We start from the raw sequence: 17,078 nt of genomic DNA, 5'->3' as shown, positions 1-17,078 counted from the left end.
GCCGGGATCAGCTGGCATTGCCCCAATCGCCCAGCACCCCCTGTACCAGCGCCAGGGCGGCCACGGCGGCGGTATCGGCCCGCATGATCCGCGGGCCGAGCGCCAGCCGGAGGATCTTGGGCTGCCGCAGCAGCAGGGCCCGTTCTTCCTCGGCAAAGCCGCCTTCGGGGCCGATCAGCACGTCGATCCCCTGTCCGGCCTCGCGGGCGTTCTGCAGGCTTTGAACGGGGTTTTGCACCTCCGCCGCCTCGTCGCAGAAGATCAGCAGGCGGCCCGCAGGGCGCTGACTGAGATACCGCTCCAGCGGCACCGGCTCGGTGACCGTGGCGATGCTCAGAATGCCGCATTGCTCGGCCGCCTCGACCACATTGGCGCGCATCCGCTCGGTGTTGACCCGGGAGGCCTGGGTGAACCGGGTCAGGACCGGATGAAGCGCGGCGGCGCCCATCTCGATGGCCTTCTGGACCATGTAATCCAGCCGGGCATGCTTGAGCGGGGCGAAAACGTAGGCGACGTCAGGCAGCCCGTCCTGGGGCCGGGTCTGCTGCAGGATCACGAGGCCGTCCGGCCGCTTGCGGCCTTCGATGGCGGCCTGCCACTCGCCGTCGCGGCCGTTGAAGGCCAGAACCTCGGCCCCGGCGGCAAGCCGCAGCACATTGCCGAGATAATTGCTCTGGTCGCGGTCGAGCGGGATCCTGGCGTCCTGGGCAAGAGGAGCGTCGACGAACAGGCGGGGAGCGCGAAAATCGTGGGAGGGCATCGTTCAGGGGTCCGATTTGGGGCCGTTCTTAACCGAAAGCAGCCATTCCGGGGGTAAATATTGCCGAAATGGTGCGTCCCCGCGCCGCGCTCTTGCCCTATTCAACGGGTTGTTAAGCGCCGGCGGGAATCGTAAAAACGCGAACACGCTGGTTGCGCTTCAATTGGGAAGACGCTGGACCCCGTAGCTCCTGCCGGAGAGACTATCCTGATGATCCGTCATTTGATGGTTCCGATCACTGCCGCCATGGTCACCCTGAGCACCGCGGGCGCCTATGCGCAAAGCGCCTTCCCGGCGCCGCTGCCGAACCAGGCCGCCACCAGTTCCGCGTTTCCCCCGGTGAACGGCTCGGCGCCGACCGCTTCGGTCGGCACGGCACCGCAATCGTCCTTTCCCGTGAATGGCGCCGCGCCCGTCGGCGGCGCTGGCGCGTTCAGCGCGGCCCCGCCGACCCAGGGCGGCCCCGGCGAGGACTGCATGAAGGCTTTCATTCCTCTGCGCGAGGAAGCCGAGAAGCGCGGCAAGCTGATCAAGGCCGCGAGCGACCGTCATGCGCCGCCGGACGAAGCCTGCAAGCTGATCCGCAATTTCAGCCAGGCTGAGACCAAGATGATCAAGTACATCGAGTCCCACGCCGCCAAATGCGGAATCCCGGCGCAGATCGGCGCGCAGATGAAGGACGGTCACAAGAATACCGAGGCCATGGCGACGAAGGTCTGCAACGTCGCGCAGCAGATGCAGAACCAGCCGCGCGGTCCGGCCGGCCCGTCGCTGAGCGAGGTGCTCGGTTCAGGCTCGGCGCCTGAGGCCAATGCCGGCAAGAAGGGCGGCAGCACCTTCGACACGCTCAACGGCAACGTCCTGACCCGATGATGCACGTGCCGCCGATTTGAAGTTCCTACGGTGCTTGCCGCGAGATCCTCATAGGAACTTCAAATTGATAAGCGGCACGTGAATTATAATTTCTTGCTAGTGCCCTTGTAGTTTTCGAAGTTCGTACCGGAATACGCCGCGATGGAATACGAACTTCGAAAACTGGGCACTAGCACATCCGCCCGCGTTGCCGATTCCACCGGCAACTGGGTCGAAACGCTCGCGCCGCCATGGGCGCGGCCTTATTTGCGATTGTCCCGCTTCGATCGTCCGATCGGCTCCTGGCTGCTGTTGATGCCGTGCTGGTGGTCGGCGGCGCTTGCGAGCGGCATGGCGCATGACGTCCGCGGACTGCCGCTCACCATCCTGCTGTTCTTCATCGGCGCCTTCGTGATGCGCGGGGCGGGCTGCACCTGGAACGACATCACCGACCGCGATCTCGACGACAAGGTCGAGCGCACCCGCTCGCGGCCGCTGCCGTCGGGGCAGGTGAGCACGAAGCAGGCGCTGGCTTGGATGGTCGTGCAGGCGCTGGTCGGCCTTATCGTGCTGCTGCAATTCAACCGCTTCGCGATTGCGACCGGCATCGCTTCGCTCCTGATCGTCGCGATCTACCCCTTCATGAAGCGCATCACCTGGTGGCCGCAGATCGTGCTCGGGCTTGCCTTCTCCTGGGGCGCCCTGATGGGATTTGCCGTCACCTTCGGCCGCATCGACGTCACCGCGATGGTGCTCTATGCCGGCGCGATTTCGTGGGTGATCGGCTATGACACGATCTACGCGCATCAGGACGCCGATGACGACGCGCTGATCGGCATCAAGTCCACCGCACGCCTGTTCGGCGCGCACACGCACCAGGCGCTGATCCTGTTCTACGGGCTGTCGGTGATGCTGATCGGCGTCGCGCTGGCCTCAGGCGATGCGCGCTGGCTGGCCTGGCTCGGGCTGATCGCCTTCGCCGTGCACTTGGCCTCGCAGATCGTGCGCTTGCGGATCCACGATCCCGAGCTGTGTCTGCGCCTGTTCAAGTCGAATAAATATGCGGGGGCGCTGCTGTTTGCGGGGCTGCTGGTGGACGCGGTGATGCGGGCGGCCTGACGCCACTGCGTAGGGTGGATTAGCGAAGCGTAATCCACCAACTTCTATCCGCGTGGAAAGCAAAGAGGTGGGTTACGCCTACGGCTAACCCACCCTACGGCACCTGTGAATGCCGTTTAATTCCTCGCGATGATCTCGCGTTCTTCGCGATGAACCGACAGCTCGCGCGCCATCGCAACACGGCGGCGCATCAGGAATTTCGGACGGCGGGCGCGGATCGCATTGGCGCGGCGGCGGCGGGCTGCGGGCTTGCGCGCACCTTCGTCGAGCTGCGGAAGCGCGAACAGCTCGCTCCAGATCGCCAAGGCCTCGACGAGCTCGTCGCCGTCGGCGCCGACGAGCAGCGGAACGGAGAGCGAGGGATCGCGATGCACCAGGACGATGGCCTGCGCCTTGTCATTGCCGCGCAGTGCGACGCCTGTGAAGTCGCTGACGCGGACGTTGATCGCCATCTGCATGCCGCGAACGGCACGGCGAAGCACGACGCGTTCGCGATGAAGCTCGATCTGCCTGACATGTCCGTCGGCGCGCGGATCGTGCGCATCGAAGCGGACCGGAAGGGAAAGGGGGTCGAGCCGCAGAGAGCGGCTCGACCCGGCGGGAGCGACCCCGCATGTTGCTGTTTGACGCCTCACGGCTTTAGTTCTCCCCGCCGGGATTATGTTCCCGGTCGATGCGAGGACCTTAGCGCGCGGCTTTCCGAAACCGCTTAAAAAGGCTGGTTAACCCACCGTCACTGCTGCTCATGATTGACAAGACCTTGGCGCGCATGATTGACGAGACGTTGCGCCAAAGGCGCAAATCTGAGCTTTTGGCGGGCTGAAAATGCTTGAAGTCCGCGCGATCAGGGCACATCTGTGGGTTCCGGTCCCGAACCCCCGCCCCAACAGGATTTCGTTCGTGAACTCTTCACCATCCGCAAGCTCGACGCTTTCGTCCAAGGATTCCTCCAAGGGGTCAAAGGCCAGCCGAGACCTGTTCGACCAGTCCGCTTTGTCGGATCTGGCGCAGCGGCTGGTGGAGGCGGCCAAGCGCGCCGGCGCGGATGCGGCCGACGCGGTCGCGGTGCGCGGCGTCTCGCAAGGCGTCGAAGTGCGCGACGGACGCGTCGAGGAATCCGAGCGCTCCGAGGGTGACGACGTCGGCCTGCGCGTGCTGGTCGGCCAGCGCCAGGCGGTGGTCTCGACCAACGACGTCAGCGGCGATGCCGTGACCAAGCTTGCCGAACGCGCGGTCGCGATGGCGCGCGTTGCGCCCGACGACAAATATGTCGGGCTCGCCGATCCCGCGCTGCTCGCACGCGACTTCCCCGATCTCGATCTGCTCGATCCCGATGTGCCCGCCACCAGCGAGCTCGAGCGCCGCGCACTCGCGGCCGAAGCTGCCGCGCTCGCCGTGAAGGGCGTCACCAAATCCGGCGGCGCCTCGGCGTCCGCGGGCATGGGCGGCATGGTGCTGGTCACCTCGACCGGCTTCCACGGCTCCTATTTGCGCTCCAGCCAGGGCATCTCGGCCACCGCCATCTCGGGCGAAGGCACCGGCATGGAGCGCGATTACGACTTCACCTCGGCGCCGCATGGCGCCGACCTGTTGTCGCCGGAGATCGTCGGCCGTTCCGCCGGCGAGCGCACCGTGGCGCGCGCCAATCCGCGCAAGGTCGAGACCTGCAAGGTGCCTGTCGTGTTCGATCCGCGCGTCGCCGGCTCGCTGGTCGGCCATGTCGTTGGCGCCATCAACGGCGCCTCGATCGCGCGCAAGACCAGCTTCCTCAAGGACAAGCTCGGCCAGCAGCTGTTTGCGAAGAACATCCGCATCATCGACGATCCCCTGCGCAAGCGCGGCCTGCGCTCGCAGACATTCGACGCCGAAGGCGTTGCCGTGAAGAAGATCGCGCTGATCGACGAAGGCGTGCTGACGACCTGGCTGCTCGACTGCGCCACCGCGCGCGAGCTCGGCCTTGCCACTACTGGCCACGCCCATCGCGGCGTCTCCTCATCGCCTTCGCCCGGGCCGTACAATCTGCATCTCGAGCCCGGCACACCGACGCCGGCCGAGCTGATCGCCGACATCAAGCAGGGTTTCTACGTCACCGATCTGATCGGCTCCGGCGTGAACGGCGTCACCGGCGATTACAGCCGCGGCGCCTCCGGCTTCTGGATCGAGAACGGCGAAATCACCTATCCCGTCAGCGAGGTGACGATCGCGGGGCACCTGTTCGAGATCTTCAAGTCGATGCAGCCCGCGAACAATCTCGAGTTCCGCTACGGCATCAATGCGCCGACGGTGCGCATCGAGGGATTGACGCTTGGCGGACGTTGAGGCGAACGCCCCGGGCGAAACCATCCTGACGCGCGATGCGGCGCTGCTGCAGGACACGGTGCGCGAGGCGGGTGCACTGGCGCAGTCGATGTTCCGTACCGAACTGAAGAAGTGGACCAAGGGCGCATCCTCGCCGGTGTCCGAAGCCGACATCGCCGTCAACGATTTGCTCGAAGCGCGCCTGCGCAGTGCGACGCCGGATTATGGCTGGCTCTCTGAGGAGAGCGCCGACGATGTGGCCCGGCTGTCGCGGCGGCTGACCTGGATCGTCGATCCCATCGACGGCACGCGCAACTACCTCAACGGCCACGACGATTGGTGCGTCAGCGTCGCGCTGGTCGAGGATGCCGCGCCGGTGCTGGCCGCGGTGTTCGCGCCGACGAGCGACGAGTTCTTCTTCGCCGCACGCGGTCAGGGCACCACGCTCAACGGCGTTGCCGTGCAGGCTTCGCCCGGATCCGCGCTCGATTTCTCCCGTGTCGCCGGCCCGAAACCGATGGTCGAGCGGCTGAACAGCTCGGGCGGCGAGATCAAGCTGCATCCGCGAATCGGCTCGCTCGCGCTGCGCCTGTGCCGGGTCGCCCATGGCGCGCTGGATGCGGCTTTTGCGGGGGGCAACAGCCATGATTGGGACCTTGCGGCGGCCGATTTGATCGTGCAGGAAGCCGATGGTAGGATGAGCGACCTCTCCGGAGAACCCATCCTCTATAACCGCCGGGAAGTGGCGCACGGGGTGCTGGTGGCAGCGGGACGCGATCGTCATGCGGGCATTGTCGCGCATTTTCGAAACCGTCCCTTGGCCTAAAGCGCTTTTCGTCGTGCTCGTCGAACACTGCTTTTGCCGGGCAGCCCGTTAGGAACAGAACTCATGCCAGATAGTGCCCCGCAACAACTGCTTCACCTCGTCATCGGCGGTGAGCTCGTCGATCTCGAGCACAACACCTTCAAGAACCTCGACGATGTCGAGATCGTCGGCCTCTATCCGAATTATGCGACCGCCCACGCCGCCTGGCGGGCCAAGGCGCAGAGCACGGTCGACAACGCGCAGATGCGCTATTTCATCGTCCACCTCCACCGGTTGCTCGACCCGAATCAAGAACCGGCGCGTTGAAAAAACTGCTTCGCAATACGCTGCGAAGCAGCTTCGTTCAGCGTGCCGTCGGGGTCCTGGCGGCCGAATATCTGCGTCTGGTCTGGCGGACCAACAAATTCACGTTGGATCCGCCCGACGTCTATGCGCAGGTTGAGCCGCAGCTCCCTGCGATCTTCGCGTTCTGGCACGGCCAGCATTTCCTCACGCCCTTCATCAAGAACCAGAACAAGGCTTCCTATCGCGCCAAGGTCCTGATCTCCCGCCACCGCGACGGCGAGTTCAATGCGATCGCCGCCGAGCGGCTCGGCATCGGCACCATCCGCGGTTCCGGCGATCACGGCGGTGCCTTTCACCGCAAGGGCGGGGTCGGCGCCTTCAAGGAAATGGTGCGCACGCTCCAGACCGGTTGTAATGTCGCGCTGACCGCCGATGTCCCCAAGCGCTCGCGCGTGGCCGGGCTCGGCATCATCATGCTGGCACGGGAATCGGGACGGCCGATCATGCCTTTCGCGATGGCGACCAGCCGCTTCGTCCGGCTCAAGAACTGGGACCGCACCACCATCAATTTGCCATTCGGGCGGGGCGCATTGGTCGGCATCAAGGAAATCCACGTTCCCGCAGATGCCGACGCTGCCATGATGGAAGCGCTGCGGCAGGAGCTGGAAGACACGTTGAACGAGGCGACCCGCCGCGCCTATGCGCAACTCGGCCGCCCGGGACCGGAAGATGCCTAATTCGCTGCCCAATTCGTTGCCGATGACGCTGCGGATGTATCAGCGCCTGGCCTCCGGGCTGGTGCCGCTTGCGCCGGCGCTAATCAAGCGGCGGCTGAAGCAGGGCAAGGAGGATCCCGCGCGCGTCGGCGAGCGGCGCGGCCTGTCCCGGGACGTGCGGCCGCATGGTCCGCTGGTCTGGATCCACGGCGCCAGTGTCGGCGAGGTGCTGGCCGCAGCGGGGCTGATCGAGCGGTTGCGCGATCTCAATCTGCGCATCCTGCTCACCTCGGGCACCGTCACCTCGGCCGCCGTGGTGGCAAAGCGGTTTCCGCCCGACGTCATTCATCAATACGTGCCGTACGACTCGCCGCGTTTCGTCGCGCGTTTCCTCGATCATTGGAAGCCGTCGCTGGCGCTGTTCATCGAATCCGATCTGTGGCCGAACCTGATCCTGGCGGGCGCTACCCGCCGGGTGCCGATGGTGCTGATCAACGGGCGGATGTCGCCGCGCTCCTTCCCGCGCTGGCGCCGCATGCACGGCACCATCTCGGCGCTGCTGTCGCGTTTCGACATCTGCCTCGCACAGTCGAAAACCGATGCCGAACGCTTCTCCACTCTCGGCGGCCGCGACGTCGTCACCACGGGCAATCTCAAGCTCGACGTGCCGGCGCCGCCGGCCGATCCCGCCAAGCTCGAACGGCTGATGGCGATGACGCGCGGGCGCCCCATCATCGTCGCGGCCTCGACCCACCCGGGCGAGGACGAGATGCTGGTCGCCGCGCATCGCAGCCTGTCCGGATTCTTCCCGCAGCTCCTCACCGTGATCGTGCCGCGCCATCCCGACCGCGGCTCCTCGATCGCGGGCTTGATCACGGCCTCAGGCCTGAAGCCGGCATTGCGCTCGCGCGAGGAGCTGCCGACCGCGACCACCGACATCTATGTCGCCGACACCATGGGCGAGCTCGGCCTGTTCTACCGGCTGTCGCCGATCGTGTTCATGGGCGGATCGCTGATCAGTCATGGCGGGCAGAACCCGATCGAGGCGATCAAGCTCGGTGCCGCGATCGTGCATGGTCCGCACGTCTTCAACTTCGCCGATGTCTATGAGGCGCTCGACGGCAGCGGCGGTGCGCGCCAGGCTGACACGCCGGAGGCGCTGGTCAAGCAGCTCGGCCAGCTGCTGGCCGATCCCACCTTGCGCGACAAGATGCAGCGCGCAGGCAGCGGCGTGGTCGAGGAGCTCGGCGGCGCACTCGATCGCACCATGATCGCGCTCGAGCCGTATCTGCTGCAGCTGCGGATCGAGATGGGAGCCGCCAATGCGTGAGCCGGCCTTCTGGTACCGGCCACGTTCTCTCCAGTCGTACGCGTTATGGCCGCTCGGAGCGCTCTACGGCGCGATCACCGAACGGCGCATGCTGCGCAAAGGCGTGGATGCCGGCATCCCCGTGATCTGCGTCGGCAACTACCATGTCGGCGGCGCCGGCAAGACGCCGACCGTGCTGGCGCTGACGAAGCTTCTGCGCGAGCTCGGCGAGACGGCGGTGGTGCTCAGTCGCGGCTATGGCGGACGGCTGCAGGGCCCGGTCATGGTCGACCGCGCACGCCACACCGCTTCCGACATCGGCGACGAGCCCTTGATGATGGCGCGCGATGTCCCGGTCGCGGTCGCGCGTGACCGCCTCGAGGGTGTCGCGCTCGCCAAATCGCAAGGCGCCACCGTGGTCCTGATGGACGATGGCTTTCAGAACCCGCGCCTGGTCAAGGACACCTCGCTGATCGTGATCGATAGCGAACGCGGCCTCGGCAACGGCAAGGTATTTCCTGCCGGCCCGCTGCGCGCGCCGCTGAAGGCGCAACTCGCGCGCACCGACGCGCTGGTGCTGATCGGCGACGGCCGCGCCGCCAACGATGTCGCGGCCGAGCTCGCCAAGCGCGACAAACCGGAGATGCGTGCGCGCCTGAGGCCGGACGCCGGGTCGGTCGCAAGACTGTTGGGCAAGCCGGTGTTCGCATTCGCGGGCATTGGCGATCCCGAACGATTCTTCCGCAGCTTGCGCGCCTGCGGCATCGAGGTCGCGCGCACGCGTGCCTTCGCCGATCATCACATGTTTTCAAACGACGAGATCGCAGCTCTCGCAGCGGAGGCGCAGCGCGAGCAGTACACATTGGTGACGACGGAAAAGGATCTCGCGCGCCTCCGCGGCCGTGAAGGCGTGCCTGATAGCATCGTGCCGTTCGCTGTGCAGCTCGAATTCGATGATCCGGCAGCGCTCCGGCAATTGATCAGCGATCATCTCTACAAGGCGCGCGAGCGGCGGTTCAGCAGGCGCTGATCTCGTTGGGTGGGCAAGCTCGTCCGCGGTAGCCAAAGAGCAAAGGATGGAAAAACAATTCATCCATCGCCATGCGGTATTCGACAACTGATCGGGCGACATGTCGCGGCGGATGAATTCTCTTCCGCACGTTCGGGAGTTGATGTAGCCTTCCATGAGAGCCGTCACCGGGACGTGCCGAACTCCCGGAAATCATCGGCGGCGTTTATGCCCACGGCGGGCAGTACCTTCGTCATTTCAGATGCAGCGGCCGTTACGATCAATTCGGAACGGCAGGGAGAATCATTGCCAGAAACCCAGAGGAGAACATGCCATGCATTTTTGCCTCACCGGACAGTACACACCACGCGCTCTCAATGCCATTTTGGAGAATCCCACGACCGATCGCCAGGAGGCGGCACGAAAGCTCATCGAAGCGGCCGGCGGAAAGCTGCTTTCGATGTACAGCGTTGCGGCCGACGGCCCAGGCGTTTTGGTGATTTTCGATGTGCCTGATCCGGGTGCGGCGCCGGCCATTTCCGGCCTGACCGTCACCGCCGGCACCCTGCAGAATGTGAAACTGACCAGGTTGTTCACGCAGGACGAGATCAAGCAGGTCCGCCAGAACGCGGCGAAGCTGCGTTCTTCGTATACCCCGCCCGGAAGCTGACATCCGGACCTGAAGCTTCGGTTCTAATTGAATCAGAACCGAAGCTCTGGATTCCCGTTCTTGACCTGTATCGCAGTTCAGCAATCAGTCGTGCTCACCACGCCCCAACGGCCATCAATCCAACAATGGTCAGGCACGAGACGCAGGCCACCACGACGGTATAGCATTCGGGTGTATTCATTGCTCACTCCCAAACTGTTGCCAATTGCTTGGTCACTGCTACGCGGGAGAGATCGCCGGTCGCGGGCCACGTCAATGCGGCAGGCCGAGACCGGTCTTGCGATGCGCGTCCGTCCTCTCATCGTCAAGCTGATCCGCAGGATGATGAAGCGCTTCGAAAGCTTCGGCGCGTTCAGCTGCGATCAGAAGTTGTTTGCGCATCTCAGCGAGACGGGCACGGCAATATTCACGATAGAGCAGGTCCAATATGGTGGGCATGATCACCCCCATCGTTTGACTTTCGATTTACAGATATTCCACCGTAAATTTTCGAGGTGATGGTAGCCCGCCAGATGGCTCTTCGCTATGAGCCCGTTCACAGACTTCGCCAATTCCAAAGCTCGATGGCCGTTTGGTTGACTTGATTGTCTGTGCGATAAAAAGAACAGGGCTAATTACCTAACGAACACTGTAGCAGCTCTCTGTTTCAACAAGACTTCGTCAAACAACTTAAGGGCGCCGGATCGCAACAAAGAATCCAACCACAGCGCGAAATGACTAACCACGGAGTGCAAGCACTCGTCGATGCAACGCGTATCGACACGGCGGAGATATTTTTCTCTCCGAGACTCGCAGTTCAGCTGCATGCGGACATCGTCTCCTCCCGATGATGCGCAAAAGCTGCACCGCTCGTGCCACGCCGCACTGCTGCGCTTTGCCCAACCTGCAGCAGCCTGCCATTCAGGCGACATTCATCGCAAAACGCCTATCGGTTCCCGACGATCAGGAGAACTCGATGAAACTGCCGTCTGCGACCGTTACCGCCAGCCTTGTGTGTCTGATCGTTGCCCCCGCATTCGCGCAAACGCCGCCTGCGGCAGCTCCCGCTGCGCCAAGCAGCACCGTGCCGGTTCCCGCGACCAAGCGCGTCACGTGTCTGGCCACGACGGCGAGCCTGAAAGGTCAGGACAAGCGCGACCAGCTGCAGCTCTGCATGGCGCAGGCGCGGCTCGATTGCCTGAAGCAGGCGATCGACCAGAAGGTCGTCGGCGAAGCCAGGAAGAGTTTTATCAAGACTTGCGTGGGCGGCGATGCTCCCGAGCCCCAATAGCCGAACCATGCCAAGCGTTCGGTCTCGTAGGCTGGGCAAAGCAACGCGTGCCCACCTTGTCCATCGCGATCATGGAGAGATGGTGGGCACGGCGCTTTGCGCCTTTGCCCACCCTACGGGAGCGGAAAGCTCATTGCTGCGGTTTCGGCGCGCCGGGGAAATGCCGCTGCAGCACGGCGGCGGGTGTGGCGTAGGCCTCCTGCAAATCCACGCTCCAGTACTTCAGCTCGTCGAGCGGAATCCGCGTGTCGGTGATGCCACAGCGCACGTAGGTCCCCGGCGAGATCACGCGGAAGTCGCCGTCGAGATATTGCACCTGCGCTTCGCCATGGCCCGAGGGGCCGAACTTGTTCAGCACGGTCGAAAGTCTCCGTGGAAGGCCGCTCCGTGGAAACTGGAGGGCACGATGTGTTGGACGGGATGTAGCATAGATAGGGTGGCTTGTCCGCCCGGTAAACCCACCGGTTTGTGATGTTTTGCCGCCGTTTCCGCGTGATAGTGCTTGGGCGAAGGATCGCTGGTTCCGGCATCTCCTGTGGCAGAGTCCGATGCGCCTTCGACTGACCACCCTGTTCCTGATGCTGCTGATGTCGGCCGCGCGTGCCGCGCCGGCGCCGCAGCCGGTCGACATTCCGCTGGCGTCCGGCGTGCTGCACGCGCAGCTCTACAAGCCTGAAGGTCCGGGGCCGTTTCCGGCCGTGGTCGCGCTGCACGGTTGCGACGGCCTCAGCAGTCATTCCGATCCCGTGCTGCCGCGCTACCGCGATTGGGCCGAGCGCCTGCTCAGGGCGGGCAATGCCGTGTTATTGCCCGACAGCTACGGCTCGCGCGAGCTCGGGCCGCAATGCCGCGTCAAGGAGATGCACGTCAAGGCGCGGCGTGAGCGCGTCACCGACGTCGCAGCATCGCGCGCCTGGCTGATGAAGCAGTCCTGGGTGGCGCGCGATCGGGTCAGCCTGATGGGCTGGGCCAACGGCGCGAGCGCGCTGCTGTGGGCCGTGCGGCCGCAGGGCTCGGCGCGCGACCTGGAGCCGGATTTCCGCGCCGCGATCGCGTTCTATCCGGACTGCCGGATCTCCGCCGGTCTCGGCTGGAGCACGCGGGTGCCGACCCTGGTGCTGATCGGCGCCAATGATGACGTCTCCTCGCCGCCGGCCTGTCGCCAGATGGTCGAGGGCGCGCATGGCCGCAGCGCGCTCGCACGCATCGTGGTCTATCCCGGCGCCTATCACGATTTCGACCGCGCCAACACGCCGCTGCACGCCGCCGGCGGCAGCAACGATGCCGCCGTGCCCGAGCGCGGCCATCTCGGCACGGATGCCGAGGCGCGCGCGGAGTCGCAAAAGGACGTCGCGCTGTGGCTGGCGCGGTAATGGGAGTGCCGTAGCCCGGATGGAGCGCAGGGCAATCCGGGACAGCGCAGCGCGTGGCACCAACCCGGATTACGCTTTCGCTCCATCCGGGCTACGGGTCTTTCAAAGCGGGGCCGCCCGAGGAACAAATTCAGGCGGACAGCCCCGCATCGACCACCGCCCTGCACGGACTTGATGGCCGACCCGGAATCTACGGATCGCACGCGGCGCCGGTTTCAGCACGTGACGGCGCCTTAGTTCGACCACGATGTCGATTAAACGCAGTCCTCATGCGCATCGTCCTCTTCTCTTCCGCACTGGTCGTCTTCACCGTCGCGATCTTCCTGTACGAAGCCCAAGCCGGCGCCCCACAGCGCGCGCCGGAGCATTGCGGCTTCTGGACCACGATCGACGCGGGATTGTCGTGCCGCTGAAGTACAGCAATCCATCACCGTCACCCTGAGGTGGCCGCTCCTTCAGCGGCCCTCGAAGGGCGACGGCCCCGCTGCATCGCGGCCGTTCATCCTTCGAGGCTCACCTTGCGATGCGTCTGCATCGCAAGCCTCGCACCTCAGGATGACGGGTCTGAAGTTCGGATTGAGGGGATAGCTGAGATGGCTGGCCTCACGCCTCAGAACAAATTGCCCTGATCCACCGGCTTGGCCACGCGCTTCGGCGCGGGTTTCGATTCCTGCGCGGCCGGCTTTGCGTGGGCCGGCGCGCGCTTGGCCGTCGGAGCTGCACGATCCGCATCCGCGGTCGCGCCGACACGGCCATCCGCGAACTCGATCTCAAGGCGTGCGCCGGGTCCAATGCTGTCCGCCGCGTGCAGCGGATGTCCAGCCTCATCCCGCACCAGCGCGAAGCCGCGCGCGAGCACGCTGCGGTAGGACAGTGCGGACAGTAGCTTGCCGCTGTTCTCGACGCGGGCCTCTAACCGCTGCAGCAACGTGACGAGCGCGCGGCCGGCGCGCTCGCTGAGGCGATGCGTGCGCTCGCGCTGGCGGAGAATCGCGTTGCGCTGCGCCTGCGCATTGGAGAGCTTTGACGCGCGCAAGCGAACCTCGAGTCCGGCAAAGCGGTCGCGCCGCCGTCGCAGCAGCGAGCGCGCGGACAGGCCAAGCCGTTCGCCGCACACGGTGAGGCGATGATCGGCCTGCGAGATCTGGCCGTGCAGCACCCGCAGCGTCAGCTTTGAGCTTGCGGCGGTGAACCGGCGGAAATGCGCATGCGTGTTGGCCTTGAGACAGCGGGGCAGGGATGCGCCCGCCGAGTCCAGCCGCTGCCTGGGAATGGCGAGCAGATCGCCGGCCGCCGGCAGCGCGCGTGCGGCGGCGCGCAGCTCGCTGCGGCGGCTCTCCTGGCTGCGTTGCCAATAGGCGCGGGTGCGACGGCCGAGGTCGGCGACCTCGACGAACAATTCGCTGCGCACCGGCACCGCCATCTCGGCCGCCGCCGTCGGCGTTGGCGCGCGCTTGTCGGCGACGAAGTCGATCAGCGTGATGTCGGTCTCGTGCCCCACCGCCGAGATCAGCGGGATCATGCTCTCGGCCGCCGCCCGCACCACGATCTCCTCGTTGAACGACCAGAGGTCCTCCAGCGAGCCGCCGCCGCGCGCGACGATCAGCACATCGGGGCGCGGAATCTTGCCGCCCTCGGGCAGCGCGTTGAAGCCGCGGATGGCAGCCGCGACCTGCTCGGCCGAGCCGTCGCCCTGAACTTTCACCGGCCACACCAGCACGCGGCGGGGAAAGCGGTCCTCCAGCCGGTGCAGGATGTCGCGGATCACGGCGCCGGTCGGCGAGGTCACGACGCCGATCACCTCCGGCAACCACGGCAACAGCTGCTTGCGCGCCTCGTCGAACAACCCTTCCGCGGCGAGCTTCTTCTTGCGCTCCTCCATCAGCGCCATCAGCGCGCCGATGCCGGCCGGCTCCAGCGCCTCGATCACGATCTGGTATTTCGAGGAGCCCGGATAGGTCGTGAGCTTGCCGGTGGCGATGACCTCGAGCCCTTCCTGGGGCTTGAAGCGCATCCGGCCGTGCACGCCTTTCCAGATCACCGCCTCGATCTTGGCGCTCTCGTCCTTGAGCGCGAAATAGCAATGGCCGGAGGAGTGGGCGCCGCGGAACCCCGAGATCTCACCGCGGACCCGGACATGGCCATAGGTATCCTCCACCGTCCGCTTCAGGGATTGGGAGAGCTCGGAGACGGTGAATTCAAACGCGTTGTTCAGTTGTTCCGCAGGCGGCATCTAGCAAACGATTCGGCATTTTGGGGTCAGACCCGACGTTAAGGATTTTCGCCGCGCGGCGCCAATCGAGGGATTGATTGGGAGAGTACTCTATGCTATAGAGTTCTCTATTGATTGATGTGTTTGAGGGAGAACGGTCATGGCGGTCCGGTTGCTGCGCGGCGTTTTGAGCGGTCTGAAATGGGCCCTGTGTGCGGTCGGCGGCGTGGCGCTGATCCTGACCGCGATGATCGCAACGCCGCTGGAGCGGCCGCCCGAGATGCGGTCGGTCTCCGACTCCGCCAAGGGGATCGACTGGTCCACCCTGCCTGCGCTGGAGCGCTTCCAGGCCCGCGACGGTACCTGGATCGGCTATCGCCACTACGCGCCGAACAGCCCCGCTACCGGCCATGGCGCGATCTTCATCCATGGCTCGTCCGGCTCCAGCGGCACCGTCAACCATGCGCTGACCCACGCGATCGCCGCGCGCGGGGTGGAGACCTGGGCGCTCGACATCCGCGGCCATGGCGGCTCCGGCACCCGCGGCGATATCGGCTATGTCGGCCAGCTCGAGGACGATCTCGTCGATTTCGTTGCCGAAGTTCGCAAGACCGCGCCGGATCTGCCGCTCACTCTGATCGGCCATTCCGCCGGCGCCGGTTTCTCGCTGCGCGTCGCCGCGACGCCGATCATGCAGGACATGTTCGTGCGCACCGTGCTGCTCGCGCCCTATCTCGGCTATGACGCACCGACCAACAGGCCGAACGCGGGCGGCTGGGCCAATTTCAATGTCCCGCGCTTCTTCGGTCTGACGGCGCTGCGCAAGCTCGGCATCGACTGCTGTTCGCAGCTTCCGGTGCTGGCCCTGGCGGTGCCGCCGAGCTCGGCGAAGTACCTCGTCTCGACCTATTCCGATCGCCTGACGCGCAATTTCGCGACGCGCGGCTATCGCGTCGATCTGCCGGCAACCACGCGTCCGATCACCATCTTCGGCGGCACTGATGACGAGATGATGATCTCGGACAAATATGCGCAGACCGTGCAGGCGGTGAAGCCGTCGGTCGACGTCAAGGTCATTGACGGCATCAATCATATGGGCATCGTCACCCATCCGAAGGCGATTTCGGTGATCGCCGAGGACGTGGCAACGCGCGGGGCAGGGCAGTCATGATCGACAGCAGGGAGGCGTCCGCAGCGCTGGCCGATATCGACGATATCGTCCAGCGCGTGAAGCAATCGCAGCTCTATGAGCTGGCGAGCCTCGCCGCGGTCTGGTGGGGCGTGCTGGTGTTCGCAGCCAATCTCGTGACCTGGCTTTGGCCGATCTACGCGGCCTATGCCTGGGTTGCTGCGGATGTTCTCGGCGTCGGCGGCCTGATTGCACTTCGCGTGTTCGATCCGAAAAGCCACCCCTTTGGCGCCAGCGTCGGCATCAGGCTGTTCCTGGTATTCGCACTGTTCTTCGCGTTCGGCTATCTCGTCACCAACGTCGTCGGTCATTTTGGTCCGCGCCAGTTGGGAACGTTCTGGCCGATCTATTTCATGCTGTTCTACACACTCGCCGGGCTCTGGTTCGGCTACGCGTTCGTTGCGATCGGCCTCGGCATCACCGCGCTGACGCTGTTCGGCTTCTTCTACATCGGCGAGGCGTTCCCGCTCTGGATGGCCTTCGTCAACGGCGGCGGCCTGATCCTCGGCGGCCTCTGGATGCGGCGGATCTAGCGCATGCCCGGGCTCGACGACATCATCCACCGGCCTGCAGCCGATACCCAGGAAGGAGCGCTCCCGTGACCGACAGCAAGCGGGCTTCCGATGCGCTGAACGAGCGTGAGAAGACTATTCGTCCTGTGCGGCGATCGCAGATCTACCTGGTCGCGGGCCTCGTCCTGCTGCTGTGGGCCGTGCTGCCGTTTGCCGACGATGTCCTGATCTGGTTCTGGCCGCGCTACGGGGCCTATTATTGGAACAGCTGGTTCGTGGCGAATGACGGGCTCTATTTCTGGTTTGCACTCTACGTCGTCTCGGCCCTCGGCCTCGTTGCTCTCGGCGCCTATCATCTTTCGCGAAACGGCATCCGCCTGTTCGACGGGCGCAGTCTGCTGGCGCTTGTGCTGATCGCCGCCTTCGGCCTCGTCTGCTGCTATTTCGGCAGGTTCTCGCCGCGGCAGCAAACGGTGTTTTGGCAGGTCTACATCACGCTGGTCTACCTGACGGCGGGCCTTCGGTTCGGCTACGCCTTTGCACCGCTCGGCGCGACCATCATCGCGCTGACGCTGATCGGATACTTTTATATCCCGGGTGTACCGCTGTTGCCGTGGATGGCGGCCGTCAATGGCGGCGCGCTGATCGCGGGTGCCCTCTGGATGCGGCGGGGCTAGG

20 protein-coding genes are annotated in these 17,078 nt (G+C 65.1%); 15 read left to right on the top strand and 5 right to left on the bottom strand.

Annotation, left to right across the window (positions count from 1 at the left end; genetic code table 11):
• Positions 1–7: 7 nt before the first annotated feature.
• The gene (locus tag RAD04_RS35140) at positions 8–760 is read right to left on the bottom strand and encodes a 16S rRNA (uracil(1498)-N(3))-methyltransferase (protein ID WP_461627435.1); all 753 of its coding nucleotides are present in this window, start codon (positions 758–760) and stop codon (positions 8–10) included.
• Positions 761–970: 210 nt separating this feature from the next.
• Here RAD04_RS35140 and RAD04_RS35135 point away from each other — a divergent pair, with 210 nt between their 5' ends.
• Positions 971–1,633: a hypothetical protein gene (locus tag RAD04_RS35135; RefSeq protein WP_028140105.1), complete on the top strand. Its 663-nt coding sequence runs from the start codon at positions 971–973 to the stop codon at positions 1,631–1,633.
• 141 nt (positions 1,634–1,774) lie between these two features.
• On the top strand, positions 1,775–2,731 hold the full coding sequence (gene ubiA / locus RAD04_RS35130) for a 4-hydroxybenzoate octaprenyltransferase (protein WP_461627434.1): 957 nt from the start codon (positions 1,775–1,777) through the stop codon (positions 2,729–2,731).
• A 116-nt stretch (positions 2,732–2,847) separates the two neighbouring features.
• Here the strand turns inward: ubiA and RAD04_RS35125 are convergent, their stop codons facing one another.
• Positions 2,848–3,366 carry a DUF6101 family protein gene (locus RAD04_RS35125; RefSeq protein ID WP_461627433.1) on the bottom strand — a complete coding sequence of 173 codons (519 nt, stop codon included), beginning with the start codon at positions 3,364–3,366 and terminating at the stop codon, positions 2,848–2,850.
• 265 nt (positions 3,367–3,631) lie between these two features.
• On the opposite strand from RAD04_RS35125, the gene RAD04_RS35120 reads away from it, so the two are divergent.
• From RAD04_RS35120 to RAD04_RS35090, 7 genes are all read left to right on the top strand, one after another.
• A complete protein-coding gene (locus tag RAD04_RS35120; RefSeq protein WP_461627432.1) occupies positions 3,632–5,050 on the top strand; it encodes a TldD/PmbA family protein in 1,419 nt (472 codons plus the stop codon).
• The gene (locus RAD04_RS35115; RefSeq protein WP_461627431.1) at positions 5,037–5,855 is read left to right on the top strand and encodes a 3'(2'),5'-bisphosphate nucleotidase CysQ; all 819 of its coding nucleotides are present in this window, start codon (positions 5,037–5,039) and stop codon (positions 5,853–5,855) included. Before RAD04_RS35120 ends, RAD04_RS35115 begins: the two co-directional genes overlap by 14 nt.
• Positions 5,856–5,918: 63 nt before the next feature.
• Positions 5,919–6,161: a DUF4170 domain-containing protein gene (locus tag RAD04_RS35110; protein WP_018648410.1), complete on the top strand. Its 243-nt coding sequence runs from the start codon at positions 5,919–5,921 to the stop codon at positions 6,159–6,161.
• Positions 6,158–6,877, top strand: a complete 720-nt coding sequence (locus RAD04_RS35105; RefSeq protein ID WP_018321920.1) for a lysophospholipid acyltransferase family protein — start codon at positions 6,158–6,160, stop codon at positions 6,875–6,877. The genes RAD04_RS35110 and RAD04_RS35105 overlap by 4 nt, the downstream gene beginning before the upstream one ends.
• The gene (locus tag RAD04_RS35100) at positions 6,840–8,186 is read left to right on the top strand and encodes a 3-deoxy-D-manno-octulosonic acid transferase (RefSeq protein WP_461627430.1); all 1,347 of its coding nucleotides are present in this window, start codon (positions 6,840–6,842) and stop codon (positions 8,184–8,186) included. Before RAD04_RS35105 ends, RAD04_RS35100 begins: the two co-directional genes overlap by 38 nt.
• Complete coding sequence (lpxK, locus tag RAD04_RS35095) at positions 8,179–9,195, top strand: tetraacyldisaccharide 4'-kinase (protein ID WP_461627429.1); 1,017 nt, start codon at positions 8,179–8,181, stop codon at positions 9,193–9,195. Before RAD04_RS35100 ends, lpxK begins: the two co-directional genes overlap by 8 nt.
• 313 nt (positions 9,196–9,508) lie before the next feature.
• Complete coding sequence (locus RAD04_RS35090; protein ID WP_018321923.1) at positions 9,509–9,844, top strand: GYD domain-containing protein; 336 nt, start codon at positions 9,509–9,511, stop codon at positions 9,842–9,844.
• A gap of 252 nt (positions 9,845–10,096) precedes the next feature.
• On the opposite strand, the gene RAD04_RS35085 is transcribed toward RAD04_RS35090, so the two are convergent.
• Positions 10,097–10,294 carry a hypothetical protein gene (locus RAD04_RS35085; RefSeq protein ID WP_461627428.1) on the bottom strand — a complete coding sequence of 66 codons (198 nt, stop codon included), beginning with the start codon at positions 10,292–10,294 and terminating at the stop codon, positions 10,097–10,099.
• Between the two features lie 505 nt (positions 10,295–10,799).
• Between RAD04_RS35085 and RAD04_RS35080 the strand changes: the two genes are divergently transcribed.
• Positions 10,800–11,114, top strand: a complete 315-nt coding sequence (locus RAD04_RS35080) for a hypothetical protein (protein ID WP_461627427.1) — start codon at positions 10,800–10,802, stop codon at positions 11,112–11,114.
• Positions 11,115–11,244: 130 nt separating this feature from the next.
• On the opposite strand, the gene RAD04_RS35075 is transcribed toward RAD04_RS35080, so the two are convergent.
• The gene (locus RAD04_RS35075) at positions 11,245–11,472 is read right to left on the bottom strand and encodes a DUF2093 domain-containing protein (RefSeq protein ID WP_461627426.1); all 228 of its coding nucleotides are present in this window, start codon (positions 11,470–11,472) and stop codon (positions 11,245–11,247) included.
• Positions 11,473–11,662: 190 nt separating this feature from the next.
• Between RAD04_RS35075 and RAD04_RS35070 the strand changes: the two genes are divergently transcribed.
• Together RAD04_RS35070 and RAD04_RS35065 are read left to right on the top strand one after the other, a co-directional pair.
• The gene (locus RAD04_RS35070) at positions 11,663–12,487 is read left to right on the top strand and encodes a dienelactone hydrolase family protein (RefSeq protein WP_461627425.1); all 825 of its coding nucleotides are present in this window, start codon (positions 11,663–11,665) and stop codon (positions 12,485–12,487) included.
• A gap of 269 nt (positions 12,488–12,756) precedes the next feature.
• Positions 12,757–12,900 (top strand): hypothetical protein, encoded by a 144-nt coding sequence (locus RAD04_RS35065; RefSeq protein ID WP_165637439.1) that lies wholly within the window; start codon positions 12,757–12,759, stop codon positions 12,898–12,900.
• A gap of 197 nt (positions 12,901–13,097) precedes the next feature.
• On the opposite strand, the gene xseA is transcribed toward RAD04_RS35065, so the two are convergent.
• Positions 13,098–14,720, bottom strand: a complete 1,623-nt coding sequence (gene xseA, locus RAD04_RS35060) for an exodeoxyribonuclease VII large subunit (protein ID WP_461627424.1) — start codon at positions 14,718–14,720, stop codon at positions 13,098–13,100.
• A 139-nt stretch (positions 14,721–14,859) separates the two neighbouring features.
• Between xseA and RAD04_RS35055 the strand changes: the two genes are divergently transcribed.
• The 3 genes from RAD04_RS35055 to RAD04_RS35045 all read left to right on the top strand — a co-directional run bounded on the left by RAD04_RS35055 (position 14,860) and on the right by RAD04_RS35045 (position 17,077).
• Entirely contained in the window at positions 14,860–15,870 is a 1,011-nt protein-coding gene (locus RAD04_RS35055; RefSeq protein WP_461627423.1) for an alpha/beta hydrolase, read from the top strand.
• Positions 15,867–16,421, top strand: coding sequence for a hypothetical protein (locus RAD04_RS35050; RefSeq protein WP_461627422.1), 555 nt, complete (start codon positions 15,867–15,869; stop codon positions 16,419–16,421). Before RAD04_RS35055 ends, RAD04_RS35050 begins: the two co-directional genes overlap by 4 nt.
• A 65-nt stretch (positions 16,422–16,486) precedes the next feature.
• Positions 16,487–17,077: a hypothetical protein gene (locus RAD04_RS35045; RefSeq protein WP_461627421.1), complete on the top strand. Its 591-nt coding sequence runs from the start codon at positions 16,487–16,489 to the stop codon at positions 17,075–17,077.
• Position 17,078: the final 1 nt, after the last annotated feature.

Source organism: Bradyrhizobium sp. 25ACV, from assembly GCF_054863005.1.
Note: the sequence above shows the minus strand (reverse complement) of the source record. Positions and strands in the feature narration are given on the sequence as shown.